The organism is Paraburkholderia sp. CNPSo 3281 (assembly GCF_024206515.1).
GTDB classification, from domain to species: Bacteria; Pseudomonadota; Gammaproteobacteria; order Burkholderiales; family Burkholderiaceae; genus Paraburkholderia; species Paraburkholderia nodosa.
In genome coordinates this window covers 56,717-72,497 of sequence record NZ_JAMBPS010000011.1, presented here as the reverse complement: position 1 = coordinate 72,497, position 15,781 = coordinate 56,717, and the positions used below count along the sequence as shown (strand labels likewise).

Annotated in this window: 14 protein-coding genes and 1 pseudogene; 11 read left to right on the top strand and 4 right to left on the bottom strand. The window is 61.3% G+C overall.

All coding sequences use genetic code 11. The features are described 5' to 3' along the window. The first annotated feature begins 210 nt into the window (after positions 1 to 210). Positions 211 to 570 carry a DUF3564 family protein gene (locus M3I56_RS14495; RefSeq protein ID WP_254354534.1) on the top strand — a complete coding sequence of 120 codons (360 nt, stop codon included), beginning with the start codon at positions 211 to 213 and terminating at the stop codon, positions 568 to 570. Positions 571 to 616: 46 nt separating this feature from the next. Here the strand turns inward: M3I56_RS14495 and M3I56_RS14490 are convergent, their stop codons facing one another. Then, positions 617 to 874 (bottom strand): hypothetical protein, encoded by a 258-nt coding sequence (locus M3I56_RS14490; RefSeq protein ID WP_254354533.1) that lies wholly within the window; start codon positions 872 to 874, stop codon positions 617 to 619. Between the two features lie 264 nt (positions 875 to 1,138). Here M3I56_RS14490 and M3I56_RS14485 point away from each other — a divergent pair, with 264 nt between their 5' ends. The 3 genes from M3I56_RS14485 to M3I56_RS14475 all read left to right on the top strand — a co-directional run bounded on the left by M3I56_RS14485 (position 1,139) and on the right by M3I56_RS14475 (position 3,657). Then, a complete protein-coding gene (locus M3I56_RS14485) occupies positions 1,139 to 1,945 on the top strand; it encodes an IclR family transcriptional regulator (RefSeq protein WP_254354532.1) in 807 nt (268 codons plus the stop codon). A gap of 65 nt (positions 1,946 to 2,010) precedes the next feature. Then, positions 2,011 to 2,712, top strand: coding sequence for an ectoine/hydroxyectoine ABC transporter permease subunit EhuD (gene ehuD, locus M3I56_RS14480; protein WP_254354531.1), 702 nt, complete (start codon positions 2,011 to 2,013; stop codon positions 2,710 to 2,712). Positions 2,713 to 2,850: 138 nt separating this feature from the next. Next, the gene (locus M3I56_RS14475) at positions 2,851 to 3,657 is read left to right on the top strand and encodes an ABC transporter substrate-binding protein (RefSeq protein WP_254354530.1); all 807 of its coding nucleotides are present in this window, start codon (positions 2,851 to 2,853) and stop codon (positions 3,655 to 3,657) included. 30 nt (positions 3,658 to 3,687) lie between these two features. Here M3I56_RS14475 and M3I56_RS14470 read toward each other — a convergent pair whose 3' ends face one another. After that, positions 3,688 to 4,980: a GGDEF domain-containing protein gene (locus M3I56_RS14470; RefSeq protein ID WP_254354529.1), complete on the bottom strand. Its 1,293-nt coding sequence runs from the start codon at positions 4,978 to 4,980 to the stop codon at positions 3,688 to 3,690. 178 nt (positions 4,981 to 5,158) lie between these two features. On the opposite strand from M3I56_RS14470, the gene M3I56_RS14465 reads away from it, so the two are divergent. From M3I56_RS14465 to M3I56_RS14435, 7 genes are all read left to right on the top strand, one after another. Further along, a complete protein-coding gene (locus M3I56_RS14465; protein WP_254354528.1) occupies positions 5,159 to 8,056 on the top strand; it encodes an EAL domain-containing protein in 2,898 nt (965 codons plus the stop codon). Positions 8,057 to 8,154: 98 nt separating this feature from the next. After that, positions 8,155 to 8,847 (top strand): thioredoxin family protein, encoded by a 693-nt coding sequence (locus tag M3I56_RS14460; protein WP_254354527.1) that lies wholly within the window; start codon positions 8,155 to 8,157, stop codon positions 8,845 to 8,847. A gap of 148 nt (positions 8,848 to 8,995) precedes the next feature. Continuing rightward, positions 8,996 to 10,108, top strand: coding sequence for a beta-propeller fold lactonase family protein (locus M3I56_RS14455; protein ID WP_254354526.1), 1,113 nt, complete (start codon positions 8,996 to 8,998; stop codon positions 10,106 to 10,108). A gap of 128 nt (positions 10,109 to 10,236) precedes the next feature. Then, positions 10,237 to 12,261 carry an NADPH-dependent 2,4-dienoyl-CoA reductase gene (locus M3I56_RS14450; RefSeq protein WP_254354607.1) on the top strand — a complete coding sequence of 675 codons (2,025 nt, stop codon included), beginning with the start codon at positions 10,237 to 10,239 and terminating at the stop codon, positions 12,259 to 12,261. Between the two features lie 39 nt (positions 12,262 to 12,300). Next, positions 12,301 to 12,741, top strand: a complete 441-nt coding sequence (locus tag M3I56_RS14445) for a nuclear transport factor 2 family protein (protein WP_254354525.1) — start codon at positions 12,301 to 12,303, stop codon at positions 12,739 to 12,741. A gap of 91 nt (positions 12,742 to 12,832) precedes the next feature. After that, entirely contained in the window at positions 12,833 to 13,951 is a 1,119-nt protein-coding gene (locus M3I56_RS14440) for an enoyl-CoA hydratase-related protein (protein ID WP_302056841.1), read from the top strand. Between the two features lie 248 nt (positions 13,952 to 14,199). Then, on the top strand, positions 14,200 to 14,481 hold the full coding sequence (locus M3I56_RS14435; protein ID WP_254354524.1) for a CBS domain-containing protein: 282 nt from the start codon (positions 14,200 to 14,202) through the stop codon (positions 14,479 to 14,481). Here M3I56_RS14435 and M3I56_RS14430 read toward each other — a convergent pair. Both M3I56_RS14430 and M3I56_RS14425 read right to left on the bottom strand, forming a co-directional pair. Beyond that, positions 14,468 to 14,679: pseudogene (locus M3I56_RS14430) on the bottom strand (hypothetical protein); the annotation flags it as partial. The gene M3I56_RS14435 and the pseudogene M3I56_RS14430 overlap by 14 nt on opposite strands. A 425-nt stretch (positions 14,680 to 15,104) precedes the next feature. Further along, positions 15,105 to 15,704, bottom strand: coding sequence for an NADPH-dependent F420 reductase (locus tag M3I56_RS14425; protein WP_254354523.1), 600 nt, complete (start codon positions 15,702 to 15,704; stop codon positions 15,105 to 15,107). Positions 15,705 to 15,781: the final 77 nt, after the last annotated feature.

Sequence of the window (15,781 nt, the reverse complement as noted above, 5' to 3'; positions counted from 1 at the left end):
TGCGGAGAACTCATTCCGACCCCCGGGCGAACCGAAGCTGCGCCGCCGTCATCGAATCTCGGTTGGACCTACGCATTATGTGCGTATCCGCACCACGGAGTTTTCCCAATATATGGAAAATCCGCTTGCGTTCCATCGCGGAACTTCTAGACTGACAACTTGCGATTCGAGCCGCGATCCCACTAACGAGCCGCACTGCACGGAGTGCTCATGCGACTGACCATCCTGATCAATGGTTCCAACCCGGCAGTCAAACACGAATTCGCCCTTGTGTGGATCGATCTCGACCAGAAACGCTGGTCGCGCGAGTCACATGAAGGTGTCAACCTGCCTTCGTGGGGCGACGTCCGCGGCGGCGGCGACGAGACGGTCTTATGCGCCCCGCAAACCGATGCACCCCTTTGCACCATGCGCGGTCTCAGCCTGGACGAGCGGCAGGAAGTCCGCTCGGGCCATGGCGATGCGCGCTGGTCGGATAACAGCGCGTGCAACGAAACAGCATGGCAGTGGCGGTTGCAGGCTGTTGACCGTAAATCGGTGCGCGCCGCGAATTCGCTTTTTGCCTGCTAGTCGTTCGTAAAACGGCCGTGTGAGCCGTCGCCGTTGCCGTGCGCCATTACTCCTTCAATGTCGCGAGTAGCCGGTCGATTTCGTCGAACTGGCTTTTCGACAATTGATGGCTTTGCATGATTTCCTGCAAGCGCTTTCGCCAATAAGCCGGCGGCAAACGCGACTCGTTCAGGTCCTCTGCAGACAATCGCTGAATCACGGATTTGATGTGCAGGATATCGCTGTGAGCGGCTTGCGACGACCAGGCGCCCGACTTTCTCGGTTCCCCGCCACCGACCAAACCCCTTTCTGACACTGTTCCCATCTTTATTTGCCGTCGGAATATGGCGCCGCGCATGCATGCCCCGAGCGCACCACCGGCCCTGCGGCCTCCTGTTGTCATTTACCTGGGTAAGGCACGCCATGAATCAGGCGTCCCGTATGCCGAATAAATATTTTGTTCGGCTAGGCCGAACGTCGTTCGGCGCGTTATTTATGGTAGTTTCCACCTTGATGACTGTCAATATTGGCAGCGCTAAGCTGGCTGAAACGCTCGACCGTCCGCTAGCGGATAAAAGACGAAATACAAATGACACAAACGGACCAAACCATTGGGGAGCGCAACGCGCTTCGCAGCGTAAGCCGCGCGCTCGATGTCCTGGAGACGCTGGGGGGCAGCGATAACGAGGGGCTTACCGTTGCCGAGATTGCGACGGCAATCGGCGTGTCGAAGAGCACGGCGTTCGAGTTATTGCAGACCTTGCTCGCCCGTCATTACGTCACCGATGTGCGCCTCGGCGGCTCACGGCGCTATCGGCTCGGCTTTGCGCTCATGCACCTCGGCGACCGGGCGGCGGCAGACGTCGGCATATCCCAGCTTGCGATGCCGGTTCTGCGCGAGCTGACCGACACGACCGGTCTCACATCCCGGCTTGCGGTGCTCGACGACTACGGCTACGCAGTCGCAATCAACCGTGTCGAGGCGCCGGGCATCGTGCGGATCGCGTCCGCGCTCGGACAACGCGAACTCCCGCATTGCTCGGCGCTCGGCAAATCCCTGCTCGCGCTATTGCCGCCGGCGCGGGTCGTCAAGCTGCTGGCGCACACCGGCATGCCGCGCCGTACCGAGTACACCCGCCTGACACCCGCGGAGCTGATGAAGGATCTGATCCTGGTCGCCGAGCGCGGCTACGCATTCGACGACGAAGAAGACAATCTGGGGGTGGTTTGCGTCGGCGCGGCGATTACGAACCGCGACGGCGAAGGCGTGGCTGCGATCAGCGTGACGACGCTCAAGAACGGACTGGATGACGACGACCTGCACGCGCTGGGGCGCACGCTGCGCAACCATGCAGAACGCATCAGCCGGATGCTCGGCGCGCAGGTTGGCGCGTAACGCGGCGAGCTGGCGCGCATCTTCCTGGCGGATCACTGGTGCCCCCGCGACGGGGCGAGGACCTCATGCTGACCACCTTTTTCGATCTGTTCGATCTGCACGACGTGAGCAGCTATCTGCCCGATCTGCTCAAAGGAGCGCTCACGAGCATCGAACTGACCCTTAGCATCCTGGCGCTCAGCCTGCCGTTCGGCCTGCTGCTCGCCATCGCCAGAATCAGCCGCGCGCGGCTGCCGCAAGCCATTGCATCGGTGTATATCGAGGTCATTCGCGGCACGCCCGCGCTGCTGCAACTGTTCTACATCTACTTCGTGCTGCCCTCATTCGGGATTCGCTTCGCGCCGTTCACGGCGGGTGTCATCGGGCTGTCGATCAACTATTCGGCGTATCTCGCCGAGGTGTATCGCGCGGGCATCGAAGCGGTGCCGAAGAGCCAGACGCAGGCCGCGAAGGCGCTCGGCATGTCCGGCGGCCAGACGCTGCGCCTGATCGTGCTTCCCCAGGCCATTCGTATCGTCGTACCGCCGCTCGGCAACTATGCGATTTCGCTCTTCAAGGACACCTCGCTCGTGTCGATCGTGACGGTCAAGGAGCTGATGTTCACCGGCCAGATCATCTCGTCGACGAACTTCCAGTACGTCACGATATTCACGCTGGTCGGCGCGCTTTATCTGGCATTTTCCTGGCCGAGCGCCCTGGTTGTGCACTGGCTCGAGCGCAAGATGGGCGCCACGCGCACGGCGAACGCCGTAGTGCGTCCGCGATGACCGGCGCGCTCGCGCGCGAGGCAGCAAGGCGAATAATACGAACGATTCACCACATCTGGATAACTAACTAATTCGGGGCGTTTCATGCGTAAGGCTACGCTGGCATTTGCATCGATATTGATGGGTGTTGCAACCTTGTTGTCCAATGCTCATGCGGCTGATGGCAGCGCAATCAGCGACGTGCGTTTCGATGGCGGAGACGGATCGTACGCGCACGCCATCAGGAACGGCATCACGCTCGTGATCGCCGCCGATCCGCCGTCGACCTTCCGGGACGAAAAAACACACACGTTCGACGGCGCGGACGTGCGCATCTTCCGCGAAATCACGAAGCGACTGAAGATCACGAGGGTCACGTGGGATATCGTGCCGTTCGACGCGATGATTCCGGCGCTGCTCGCCGGCCGCGCCGACGTCATCGTCGACAACCTGCACGAGAACGAGCAGCGCTTGCGCGTCGTGGCATTCACCAGCCCGGCATACTGGTACGGATCGGGCATCGCGGTACAGCGTGGCAATCCGTCGAACATTCATGGGTGGGACGACTTTGCCGGGCATACCGTCGGCACGGTGCGCGGGAGCATCAATCACCAGTTGCTCGAAGGGCGCAAGGACCTGAAGGAACTCAAGCTCTACACGAGCAACGAGGCGGAGTTCTCCGATCTGATCGCGGGGCGCATCGACGTTGCAATGGAAGACGACATCAAGATCGGGCAATTTCTGAAGCAGCATCCCTCTGCCGCCATGCAAATGGTGGCTGACTACAGGCCGCTGCCGCAGGAGTACGGGTACGCGCGCTACGCGTTGCGCAAGGGCGACGTCGATCTGAACAACGCGGTGTCGCGAACGCTCGACGAGATGCGGGCCGACGGCACGCTGGCATCGATCATCAGGCAGTTCGGCTATACCGACCGCAATCTCTGGTATTTCCCGGTGAAGAACTGATTTCGTCGCCTACCGGGCTGCCTGGCTGTTTCAGGCAGCAAATGCGCGGTCGCAGATCTCCACGCGGTTACGGCCGAGATGCTTGGCGTGATAGAGCGCCGTGTCGGCATCGCGCGCCAGTTGCTGGATCGTCGCTTCGGCGGCGGCAAGGCAGGCCACGCCGATGCTGCATGTGTATCGAATCACGGGCGCAGTGAAGCCGGGCTCGCAGATTCGCGCGCAGATCGCTTCGGCCAGCCGGTGAGCGTCTTGGAGGGCGAGCGCCGGCAGCAGCACGGCGAACTCTTCTCCTCCCCAGCGCGCGAGATACGCTGACGCCGGTATTGCCGCGCTGGCGCGCTCCGCGAAGTCGATCAGGACGTTGTCTCCCATATCGTGCCCATGCTCGTCGTTGACCCGCTTGAAGTGGTCGAGGTCGATCAGGAGCATGGAGAGCACGGCCCCGTTACGCTTCGCCAGTTCACGTTCCTCTTCGAATGCGAGCGCGAGCGCGCGGCGGTTGAGCAAACCTGTCAACGGATCGCGGTATGACTGCCGCTCGAGCTGGATGCGTAACCGCTCCATGGCAATCAGCAGCAGGCCCACTGTCACGAGCAGGGAAAACGCGGCGCCCGCGGTGAGATACACCGTCTGCATCCACTCCGGATGAAAGAGATCGGGTAGGCCCCTCGTCGCAAGCGCGACGGAGAGGCAGCGTGCGCCCGCAACTGCGGATTCGGCAAGAAGCAGTGCGCCAATGGAAAGCGCCGTGCGGCTGGGTCGACCCAGGCGGAGCATAACCACGCCGTGCGTGCCGTAGAGTACCGCGAGCACCCCGGTGATCACGATCGTGCGGCCCGCAACCGATGGATGGACCAGCCACAGCCAGGTCGTGCCGGCCGCCGCAACGAAGACGAGCAGCGAGACGAAGCGCCAACTGGGTCGGCACCCATAGAGGAGCTGGGTGCCAACGAGTCCCAGCCCCGCGCCAAAAACGATTCCGCAGTTCGCAACCAGGATCGAAAGCCAGTCCGCCAGGCTGCCGCGAAACGCGAGGAGGAGTACCGATACGCTGACCACCAGCGCACCTGATGCCCAATGACGGACGCCGCGTATGTTCTGAGGAAAGCTTCGGGCCAGCGAGAACAACGCGATTGCCATGAGTCCTGGCATAACCGAAGACATCAGGATGACCGTGCGCAGATCGAAGAGCGGCATGCAGGTTCGGCGAGAGTAGGCACTGCGCCTATATAACATATCGATGTCGTCTAAAGCGATGCCAGAGTGAGGCGTGATCGATAACACACGCAAACGTTGAATGAATTCGCGGACAGTGCCCGCCATGTGCTTGCCGGAAATCCATCGCTCCCATTTTTACGCTCTTCAGAATTTCCGTATCCTGCCGTTACCGCATTGATGGCATGCCGTGTTGCGCGTTGTTGAAGTTGCCGATTCCGGGAACGCGTGCGTAGATGGCGTTGTACGAGCACACATTCTCTTTGACAGCATGAGAAACCCTGGAATGGACGCAGAAAGCGACTACGGCGAGCCGCTCAGCAACCTGCCTATGCCGGTCATCCGTTACGACGCGCAGGGCCAACGGCGCTACATGAATAGCGCGGCCGCGGCGATGATGAGGGCCGCATCCGAAAGCGCCTGCGCGACGAATGCCGAAGCCCGGATGTTTTCACCCCAGGCGCTGCAGCAGTACCTCGATACCATTCGCGAAGTCGCGATCACTGGCGTTGCGCGTGAGCTGGAACTGCCGTTCGATGGGCTGCCGCAGATGCAGGGCGAGCATTACCTCGTGCAGTTCGTAAGCCATCCGACAGCGGACGCGGGTCCTGCGGTGCTCGCGATCTATTTCAACATCACGGCGCGCAAACGTGCGGAGGCGAAGCTCCGTGAACGCGAGTCGTTTCTCGAATCGTTGCTCGATACCATGCCCATTCCTGTCTTTTCGAAAGACAGGGAAGGGCGGTACCTTCATCTCAATCGGGCTTTCGAAGAATTTCTTGGCGTCCCCAAGGAGCGATTCATCGGCAAGACCGTCTTTGAGACGAGTCCTTCCGAGCTGGCGCAAACCTATTTCGCCATGGACGAGGAGCTATTCGCGAAAGGCGGTATCCAGCGATACGAATTCAAAGTCCAGAACGCAAAGAAAGCCGTGCGTGACGTGGAATTCAGCAAGGCGGTTTTCCACGACGATGAAGGCCGCCAGGCCGGCTTGATCGGTGCGATTCTGGACATCACCGAACGTAAGCGGGCGGAGTCCGAGCAGCGGGCCCAATACGAGAGGATCCTTCAACTTAACGGACGCCTCGAAGACAAGGCGCGTCAACTGTCCGACGCGCGCGCACAGTTGATGACCGTGCTCCATACCATCCCCGATATGGTGTGGCTAAAGGACACCGCTGGGATCTTCCTGCTTTGCAATTACAGCTTCGAGCAATTTGTCGGCAAGCCGAAAGCTGAAATTCTCGGCAGAACCGATTACGACATTTTCGATGCCGAGCTGGCGGACTACTTCCGGGAACGCGACAAGGCAGCAATCGATGCGCTGCATGTTTGCGTGAACGACGATTGGGTGGTCGCTCCGTCGACCCGCGAACGTACTTTGCTCGAAACTCGACGCCTGCCGGTGTTCGATGCAGGGGGGACGGTGGCGGGCGTTCTCGGCGTGGCACGCGACATGAGTGAACGGCGCCGTTTCGAGGAAATGCTGGCCCGCCGGGAACGCGAATTTCGAACCCTCGTTGAAAACTCGCCCGATACGGTCGCCCGGTATGGACGGGATTGCCGACGCCTCTACGTCAATCCAACTTTCGCCGCGCTCGCCAATGGAGGGGCAAAAGCGCTGCTCGGCAGGACGCCGGCCGAATATCCAGGCGGGCCAGGCTCCGTCCTCTATGAGCAGCAGCTCAGGGAAGTATTCGCGACGGCAAGCGACAGGGAATTCGAGTTGGTCTGGGGGCCTGACGGGAACAGGGAACTATGCCAGCTGATCCGGTTGACAGCGGAACTGGGAGCGGACGGCAAGGTGGAAACCGTCCTTGCCGTAGGGCGGGATATCTCGGAACTGCACGCTTCCAGAGGAAAGATCCATCGGATGGCGTACTTCGACGCGTTAACGGCGCTGCCGAATCGCGTCCTGTTCAACGAGCAATTGCGTCTGGCGATCGCGAACAGCACGCACGGCCACTATACGGCCGTCATGATGATCGACATGGACCGCTTCAAGGGTGTCAACGACACGATGGGTCATGCGGTCGGTGATGAGTTGCTGCGTGAGGCCGCGCATCGCCTGGTTTCATGCGTGCGGGTGGGGGACACGGTTGCCCGCTTTGGTGGTGACGAGTTCGCCGTTCTGCTGCCCGAGATTGCCGATCGCGGCATCCTCGAGGAGATCTCCGCGAGCATCATCAGCCGGCTCGACGAACCTTTCCTGCTCGACGGAAGAGAAGTGTTCATATCGTGCAGCGTCGGGATTGCGCTGTATCCCGTCGACAGCACCGATGCGAAAGACTTGCTGAGATACGCAGACTCTGCGATGTACCTTGCGAAGCGCTCAGGGCGTCGCGGTTTTCGCTTTTACACGAAGGACCTGACCGTCGAGGCCACGGCACGTCTTTCGCTCGAGTCGGAGCTGCGGCGCGCAGTCGATCTGGGCGAGTTTGAGTTGTATTACCAGCCGCAAGTTACGCTTCGCGGCGCGGAAGTCATTGGTTCGGAAGCCTTGTTGAGATGGAATCGCCCTGGAGTGGGCTTTATTCGCCCGGATCAGTTCGTGCCGCTTGCGGAGGAAACCGGCCTTATTGTCGATCTTGGGCGGTGGGTGCTTCGCGAAGCGTGTCGCTCGGCCGTCGAATGGAACACCGGGCGTGGCGAGCGCCACAGGGTGTCGATCAATCTTTCGGCGAGACAGTTTCAGTCGCGCGACCTCGCACTGACGGTCAAGGATGTCCTCGATGAAACCGGCTGTCGACCGGAGTGGCTGGAGTTTGAGATTACCGAAAGTCTGCTGCTGGAAGAGGACGACTCGGTCCTGAGCGCGCTTCTCGAATTTGAAAGCATGGGTCTATCGATTGCGATCGATGATTTCGGCACCGGCTATTCCGCACTCAGCTATTTGACCCGATTCCCCATTGATACGCTCAAAATCGACCGTACGTTCGTACAGCGAGTCACGACTGACCGGCGCCATGCCGAACTTGTGAAGGCGATCCTTTCCATCGCTCGTTGCCTCGGGCAGCGGGTCGTTGCCGAAGGCGTCGAGACAATAGAGCAGGCCGCCTTTCTCGATGCGCATGGCTGCGAGATTGCCCAGGGCTTCCTCTACAGCGTGCCGCTGCCAAAGCCTGCCATTGCATCGCTTCCCCGTTTTCTCGATCCAGGTGCTGCCCACGACGTCAATCCGTAAGTGCGCGCGAGGCCCGACGAAATATATTCCTTCCGGCTGTAACCGGCATGCGTAACCGAACGAATTAAGAGGCAGTCCTGTCGTCCTGGAGACCGATCATGCCCGTTCGGCTCGTTGCTATTGCGCTCTTTTTTCTGGCCGCACCCGTCGTGGCGTCGGCCAGGCCTGTCGTTGTGGAGCTGTTCACCTCGGAAGGGTGCTCCTCGTGTCCTCCCGCGGATGCCTATCTATCTGAGCTATCGCGTGACCGTCAGGAGGTGCTTCCCCTCGCGTTTCACGTGACGTACTGGGACGGCCTGGGCTGGCGCGACCCTTACTCGCTGGAAGCCGCCACGCAGCGCCAGGCCGAGTACAGCGCCCGGTTTGGTGAGAGCGCCTACACCCCGCAAATGGTGATCGACGGCCAGAAGGGACTGGTGGGTTCGAATCGACGTGCAGCTGAGGCGGCAATCGCGATCGCGCAGAAAGCGGACGAGGCGGGGGTGGAGGTTAGTGGTGTGCGCCACGGCGGGACGTTATCAGTCATGGTGGGGCGCGGCACCGGCCATGGTCAGATCTTGCTGGTTGGCTATGACACCGGGCACGTGACCGAGGTCGGGCGAGGCGAAAACACGGGGCGTACGCTCAGGGAGTCAAATATCGTTCGCTCGATACAGGCCGTCGGCGAATGGACCGGCGCTCCGTTGAAGCTCGAGCCTGCGCCGCCGGCCGGTGAACAGGCGGCAATACTGATCCAGTCGACGGACGGTGCAATCATCGGCGCGGCACGAGTCACCAACGGCACGCATTGAGCCGCAAGGGCCGACGTTCCCAGGCGCCCGCCGTCATTAATAAGGTGTGCTTTCCATATTCGCAACCGGTGCTACGAGAGAAGAACGAGTGTGCAGTGCAGTGGCAGTTCCCTTAACGAAGTCGTGTCTACCAGGCAAGGAGTTCGTCATGTCATTTGTCACGTACGTTTCATCGTTTCCATTGCGGACCATCGCGTTCGCCGCAGCGCTGGGATTCGCTTCAAGCAGCTTTGCGCAAGCCGCTTCCGAGGTCGATCCGCCCGGGGCGGTCTACGTCATGTCGAACCAGCCTTCCGGAAACTCGGTGCTTGTCTATGCTCGAGCCGCAAACGGAACACTGACCTACGCGGCCACCTATCAGACCGGCGGAAAAGGAGCGGGCACGGGCGCCGATCCGCTAGGCTCGCAGGGCGCACTGACGTTGGACTCGGGCTTTCTGCTCGCGGTGAATGCCGGCAGCAATGATGTTTCGCTTTTTGCAATCGACGGCAGCAAACTGACGTTGCTCGACAGAAAGCCATCGGGCGGTAAGATGCCCGTCAGCGTGACGGTCAAGGGGCTCATCGCTTATGTGCTCAACGCCGGCGGCACGCCGAACATTAGTGGCTATTTTGTCGACGCGTTCGGCAAGCGCCTCGTTGCTTTACCCGGCTCGCAGCGACCACTTGCCGGCGGAACCTCTGCCCAGCCGGCGCAAGTCAGGTTCGCACCGGAAGGCAACGAATTGCTGGTGACCGAAAAGGGCACGCAACTCATTGACACGTATTCCGTCGGCTTTACCGGCTACGCTTCGACACCGACCCCGCATGCCTCAAACGGCGTTACACCGTTCGGGTTTTCCATCACGACACGCGGTTATGCAATCGTCTCTGAAGCCGGCTCTGGTTCGGTTTCCTCATACGAAGTAGAAGACGGCAAACATCTTGAATCAATCAGCGCGGCGATCCCGCTGGGCCAGTCCGCTCCTTGCTGGCTCGTCACAACCGGCGACGGACGTTTTGCCTATACCGCCAATGCCGGTAGCGGCACGATCAGCAGTCTGCGCATTGCTGCGGACGGGAAGATAAACCTTCTCAATCCCGCTGCAGGTGCGCTCAGCGCTCCGCTCGACATGGCGCTCAGCAGTCGCAGCAAATTCCTCTATGTGCGGGAGGGCAACGGCGCCGTAACCGGGTTTCGCGTGATGCCCGACGGCACGCTCGAACCGATTGGTTCAGTGACCGGCGTACCGCCTGGAGCCCAGGGGATCGCAGCGCGCTAGGAGTGCGAGAGTCACGTTTGATCAAAGAGACGTTGTAGAGGAGGTTTTCGAAATCCTCGCATTCGCTTGATTCTCTATGCAACTGGTTGCATCATCGACTTCGCCGTCATACAACCAGTTGCATGAACATGACAAATCGCTATCCCTACCTTTTGCGCCCGCTCGATCTGGGCTTCACGACCTTGAAGAACCGCGTGCTGATGGGCTCCATGCACGTCGGTCTGGAGGAAGCGCCGAATGGCTTCGAGCGCATGGCCGCGTTCTATGCGGAGCGCGCGCGTGGCGAAGTTGGGTTGATCGTGACCGGCGGCATAGCGCCGAACGAACGCGCGCGCCCCATGCATGGCGGCGCGATGTTGACCACGGAAGAGGAAGCCGGGCAGCACCGTACGATTACGCGCGCCGTCCACGCGGAAGGCGGCAAGATCGCCATGCAGATCCTGCATTTCGGCCGCTACTCGTATCAGCCGATGCTGGTCGCGCCCAGTGCGCTGCAAGCCCCCATCAATCCGTTCACCCCTCACGAGTTGAGTGACGACGAGGTTGAGGAAACCATCGACGATTTCGTCCACTGCGCAGCCCTTGCACACTATGCAGGGTACGACGGCGTGGAAATCATGGGCTCCGAGGGCTACCTCATCAACGAGTTCATTGCGATGCGCACCAATCATCGCACTGACCGCTGGGGCGGCAGTTACGAGAACCGCATACGTTTTGCGGTGGAGATCGTGCGCCGCGTGCGGGAACGCGTCGGCCGCGACTTCATCATCATCTACCGGCTTTCGATGCTCGATCTGGTCGAGGGCGGCTCGACACTGGAGGAGGTCATCCAGCTCGCACAGGCCGTCGAGCAGGCGGGTGCCACCATCATCAATACGGGCATCGGCTGGCACGAGGCGCGGATTCCCACCATCGCCACCAAGGTGCCGCGCGGCGCCTGGGCCTGGGTCACGCAGCAACTGATGGGTAAGGTCTCGGTGCCGCTCGTTGCCACCAATCGCATCAACACGCCCGAGCTCGCCGAACAGTTGCTCGCCGACAGCGCGTGCGACATGGTCTCGATGGCCCGTCCGTTCCTCGCCGATGCCGAATTCGTGCGCAAGGCCCGCGAGGGTCGCGCCGACGAGATCAATACCTGCATCGGCTGCAATCAGGCTTGTCTCGACCATACGTTCGCAGGCAAGGTCACGTCCTGCCTCGTCAATCCGCGGGCCTGCCACGAGACGGAAATCGTCATCCGGCCTGCCTCACAGCCAAAGCGCGTGGCGATCGTGGGCGCGGGGCCGGCAGGTCTCGCCTGCGCGGTGACTGCGGCCAGCCGCGGGCATGCCGTTACGCTCTTCGAGGCCGGCACCGAGATCGGCGGCCAGTTCAATATCGCCAAAAAGGTACCGGGCAAGGAAGAGTTCAATGAAACTCTGCGCTACTTCCGCCGCCAGATCGAATTGACGGGCGTCGAGCTTCGCCTCGGCACGCGCGCGAGCGCCGAAGCGCTGATGCAGGAGGGCTTCGATGAGGTGGTCGTGGCGACCGGCGTTCTGCCGCGCGAGCTGCGCATCGAAGGGGCCAGCCATGCCAAGGTGCTGGGCTATCTGGACGTGTTGCGCGACGGCAAGCCGGTGGGATCTGACGTCGCCATTGTGGGGGCTGGCGGAATCGGCTTCGACGTGGCCGAGTACCTCGTGCATGAGGGCGAGTCCGCGAGCCTCGATCCGCAAAAATTCTTCGCCGAATGGGGCGTGGACACGGCCTATGCCGAACGCGGCGGATTGCGTCGGGCAGCGGTGGGTCCGGCGACTCGCAGCGTGCATCTGCTGCAACGCAGGCGCTCGAAGGTTGGCGAAAACCTCGGCAAGACCACGGGGTGGATTCACCGAACGGCCTTGAAGGCGCGCGGTGTTGGCATGTCCTCCTCGGTGGAATACCAGCGCGTCGACGACGATGGGTTGCACGTGAGCATCGACGGTGTGCCGCAAACCCTCGCCGTCGACAACGTCGTGGTCTGCGCGGGACAGGAGCCGCTGCGCGAGCTGGCCGACCAGTTGCTGGCCGCCGGCCGCAAGGTCCACGTGATCGGCGGTGCCGCCGAGGCCGCCGAACTCGACGCCAAACGGGCCATCCACGAGGGCACCACGCTTGCCGCCTCGTTGTGAGCGCGCTGCGTTTTCTCTCGACCTGAAAACGGACCTGAAATGAACGACGCCATACTCAACCTGCCTCCCGCTGTCGCGCGGTCCCTCGCGATCTGGCATGAGCTCGTGGACAGCAAGGATCTCAGCCGGCTGGAATCCATCGTGCATCCAGAGGCCGTATTTCGCTCGCCGATGGCGTTCAAGCCCTACGGTCCCGCGCCCGCATTGCTGATGGCGCTGCGTACGGTGATCACCATTTTCGGGGACTTTACCTACCATCGGCAGTTCAGCAGCGCCGACGGCCTGAACGTCGTGCTCGAGTTCAGCGCGACCGTGCAGGACAAGCAGCTCAAAGGCATCGACATGATCCGTTTCGACGAGGCGGGTCGCATCGTCGAATTCGAAGTGATGATCCGGCCATTCAACGCACTGCAGGTGCTGGGTGCGGAGATGGGCGCACGTCTGGCTCATCTTCTCCCGGCGTATAAGGCCGGGTCGTAACCGCCTGAACCGGATTGAGGGACTCGGCGTGAATGTCCGGAAGCATTGACACGGCTGCTCCCATCAGAATCGTCCTTTCGTCGAGCACCCCATGAACGATCAATACTTTCGCCTCAGTACCGAAGCAGGCATCGCGCATCTTCAATTGAACCGTCCCGACCGGCTCAATGTGATGGATCTTGCGTTTTATGCGGGCCTGCGCGAAATCGTGCAGACGCTCGATACGAGTGGCGAAGTCCGCGTGCTCGTCATCAGTTCGACGGGCAAGCACTTTTCGGCCGGCATGGATTTCGAGGTGTTCGCCAACATTTCGAACGACTTCGACACTAGCAGTCCACGCAAGCGCCTCGGTTTTCAGCGCGTCCTGGCAGGTCTGATGGACTGCTTCGACGTGCTCGACAAGGCACGTTTCCCCGTCATCTGCGCCGTGCAGGGCGGGTGCATCGGAGGCGGGCTCGACCTTGCCGTTGCTTGCGACATTCGCGTATGCACGGCGGACGCATTCTTCTGCCTGCAGGAAACGCAGATCGGCATGGTGGCCGATCTGGGCGTGCTGCAACGCCTGCCCAAGCTCATTCCGGCGGGCGTCGCGCGCCAGATGGCGTACACCAGCGAGCGTTTGAGCGCCGAACGGGCGCTCGCCGTGGGGCTCGTCAATGCCGTGCTGCCCGACGCCGATGCGCTCCAGCACCATGCGATGGAGGTGGCGCGCAGCATTGCATCGAAATCTCCGTTGGCAGTGGCAGGGAGCAAGACGGCGATGAACTTCGCGCGCGACCACGGAACCGCGGAGTCGCTGCAACACATGGCGCTCCTTCAGAGCGCCATATTCGATACCGCGGACCTGTCCGAAGCCATCGCAGGCTGGCAGGCCAGGCGTGCCCCACGCTTCGAAGCCTTGCCGCCGTTGCCTGCCTTTCAGAGCCAGGGTGAGCGCCCGGCGAGCGCTGATTTGCAGACGTCTGCCCACACAGACGGGATTCGAGAAAAAACTCTGATGTCCTACTCAATCGAATCCACCGTGGGCGACCTGCTGGAAAGCGCCGCGGCCAAAGCCATCGTCGAAAAGCATCTGCCAGGCATCTCCTCGCATCCGCAGATCGGCATGGCGCGCGGCATGTCGCTGACGACGGCGGCGAAATTCACAGATGGCCTCATCTCGCAGGACGCGCTTGAAAAGATTGACGCGGACCTCAAGGCGCTGGACTGAGCGGCCTTGTCGGGTTGCGCGTCGCAATGGAAGCTTCGACATGGTCGGACAGTTCAGGATGGCCCGAGAATCGAACACATTGGCGCTGGTTGCCAACCCGGTCCACGCCAGTCCCGAAAACGGCATTTCACATCGGGCGACGAAAGGTCCTAGCGCAAGCGTCCGCTTGATTGATTTAAGTCGATGCACCTGTGCAGCCGATCTCTAAATTGAGTTCCAGTGCGGCGTTAGCCGCTAACGGAGGAACCATGCAAGCTTCAGACATCATGACCACGGACGTCGTCAACCTGCGTCCTGACGCGTCGGTCTTCGAGGCCGCGACATTGCTCACCGACCATCACGTGAGCGGCGTTCCGGTCGTCGACGACACCGGCGCCGTTGTCGGGATTCTCAGCGAGGGCGATCTGCTGCATCGCGTGGAAAACACCGATGTAAGGGCGTCTTGTCCCCGGCGGCTTTCTCTTGCGCCGGGGATATTGTGCGGCCTCGCCAGGTCGTCGCGCTGCGTGCGGTCGGTCAATGAGACATGAGTACCGGCAGCGTCATCGTGGAGAGTACGGATCGCGTGGCGCCACCCAGAACGAGTTCCTGGAATCGCGCATGGCCATCGTTACGTGCGCCGCTCGCAGGATGAACGGCAGTGCGTCGTGAACCGCACGGGCGGCTTCGCGGCTCGCGTTCCAGGCAATGAGCACGCGGTCGCCGAACGACTCGAATCTTCCCGCGTTTATTTGCGGACCGAACCAACGTGTTTCGGTGTATCGCTGCCGAGGATTCGGTCGTATTCGTAGAGCATCGCCTCTCAGCCCGTTTGCCCAACGGGCGTCACTACTGCAACGACTACTGCTTCGTCTACGAAGTGAAGGACGGGCAAGTCGTGGCAATCAGGGAGTACATGGATACCCGGGGAGGCTGGGTCCAGGTCTTTGGCGATCGGGAGGCTTCCCGATTGATCGAGTCTCTGTGAAAGCAAACGTCTACGTTGCATTCCGATGCGCGCGGCAGCCATGAGCATCGGCCAGTGAGCGATGGAAGAGTGGCGTCGGAGAGCATGCGAATGGGCAGATCGCAGTGCCCGAAACGGGTGCGCCGTGACGCACCGGCACGCGTTTAGCCATGCACGTGGCCGATGTGACTTTGTCGTGACGCACCGCTATTTGAACTTGACGAGATCCTTGAAGATCAGTTGAGCCCAGCTATTCCCCCTGGCCTGGACAAGCGAGCCACCATCCTTGAGCGGTCCTAGCGCAATCGGCGCGAAACCGAGCTGTTCGGCCAAAGCTGCGACCGGTGTCACCGCATTGTCGTCATCGCTCGACAGAAACACGACGCGGCTGCCGCCATTCACGCTCGGATCTGCGGCCAGAGCGGCAGCGGGCAGATGGTTAAAGCCCTTTACGAACCTGGCGCCGCTAAACGCTTTGGCGACAACTGCGGACGACGGCAGACCTTCCAGGTCTGCGACGGGAACACCGAAAGCATTTGTCGTGTCGATGATCGTCTTGCCCTGCCAGGTCGAGAGTTGCTTCGCGACTTCGCGATGTTCCCAAAACGGAACTGCCAGGAAGATCGTGTCGGACGCGATTGCATCCTGCAGCGTCGTGGGGACAACGGTGGGGCCAATCGCTCGTGCCTGCTGCATCAACGCTTCGGGAGGGCGCCGGCTGGCGACGGTCACGTCGATGCTCTTTCTTGCAAACGCTCGGGCGAGCGCCTGGCCTACGGCGCCAAAGCCAATAATCGAATAGCTCATACGAACTCTCCTTTCAGGGGACGTTTTGATCAACCACGGACCCAATGTCAATGGGTAACCGGGCGAGCGGGACCGCG

Bases quoted from the DNA above. Each gene is read 5' to 3' on its own strand.
- M3I56_RS14465 (WP_254354528.1), top strand. From the start codon at position 5,159: ATGGACGCAGAAAGCGACTACGGCGAGCCGCTCAGCAACCTGCCTATG.
- M3I56_RS14485 (WP_254354532.1), top strand. From the start codon at position 1,139: ATGACACAAACGGACCAAACCATTGGGGAGCGCAACGCGCTTCGCAGC.
- M3I56_RS14460 (WP_254354527.1), top strand. From the start codon at position 8,155: ATGCCCGTTCGGCTCGTTGCTATTGCGCTCTTTTTTCTGGCCGCACCC.
- M3I56_RS14445 (WP_254354525.1), top strand. From the start codon at position 12,301: ATGAACGACGCCATACTCAACCTGCCTCCCGCTGTCGCGCGGTCCCTC.
- M3I56_RS14425 (WP_254354523.1), bottom strand. From the start codon at position 15,704: ATGAGCTATTCGATTATTGGCTTTGGCGCCGTAGGCCAGGCGCTCGCC.
- M3I56_RS14470 (WP_254354529.1), bottom strand. From the start codon at position 4,980: ATGGCGGGCACTGTCCGCGAATTCATTCAACGTTTGCGTGTGTTATCG.
- M3I56_RS14450 (WP_254354607.1), top strand. From the start codon at position 10,237: ATGACAAATCGCTATCCCTACCTTTTGCGCCCGCTCGATCTGGGCTTC.
- M3I56_RS14495 (WP_254354534.1), top strand. From the start codon at position 211: ATGCGACTGACCATCCTGATCAATGGTTCCAACCCGGCAGTCAAACAC.
- M3I56_RS14490 (WP_254354533.1), bottom strand. From the start codon at position 874: ATGGGAACAGTGTCAGAAAGGGGTTTGGTCGGTGGCGGGGAACCGAGA.
- M3I56_RS14440 (WP_302056841.1), top strand. From the start codon at position 12,833: ATGAACGATCAATACTTTCGCCTCAGTACCGAAGCAGGCATCGCGCAT.
- ehuD (WP_254354531.1), top strand. From the start codon at position 2,011: ATGCTGACCACCTTTTTCGATCTGTTCGATCTGCACGACGTGAGCAGC.
- M3I56_RS14455 (WP_254354526.1), top strand. From the start codon at position 8,996: ATGTCATTTGTCACGTACGTTTCATCGTTTCCATTGCGGACCATCGCG.
- M3I56_RS14435 (WP_254354524.1), top strand. From the start codon at position 14,200: ATGCAAGCTTCAGACATCATGACCACGGACGTCGTCAACCTGCGTCCT.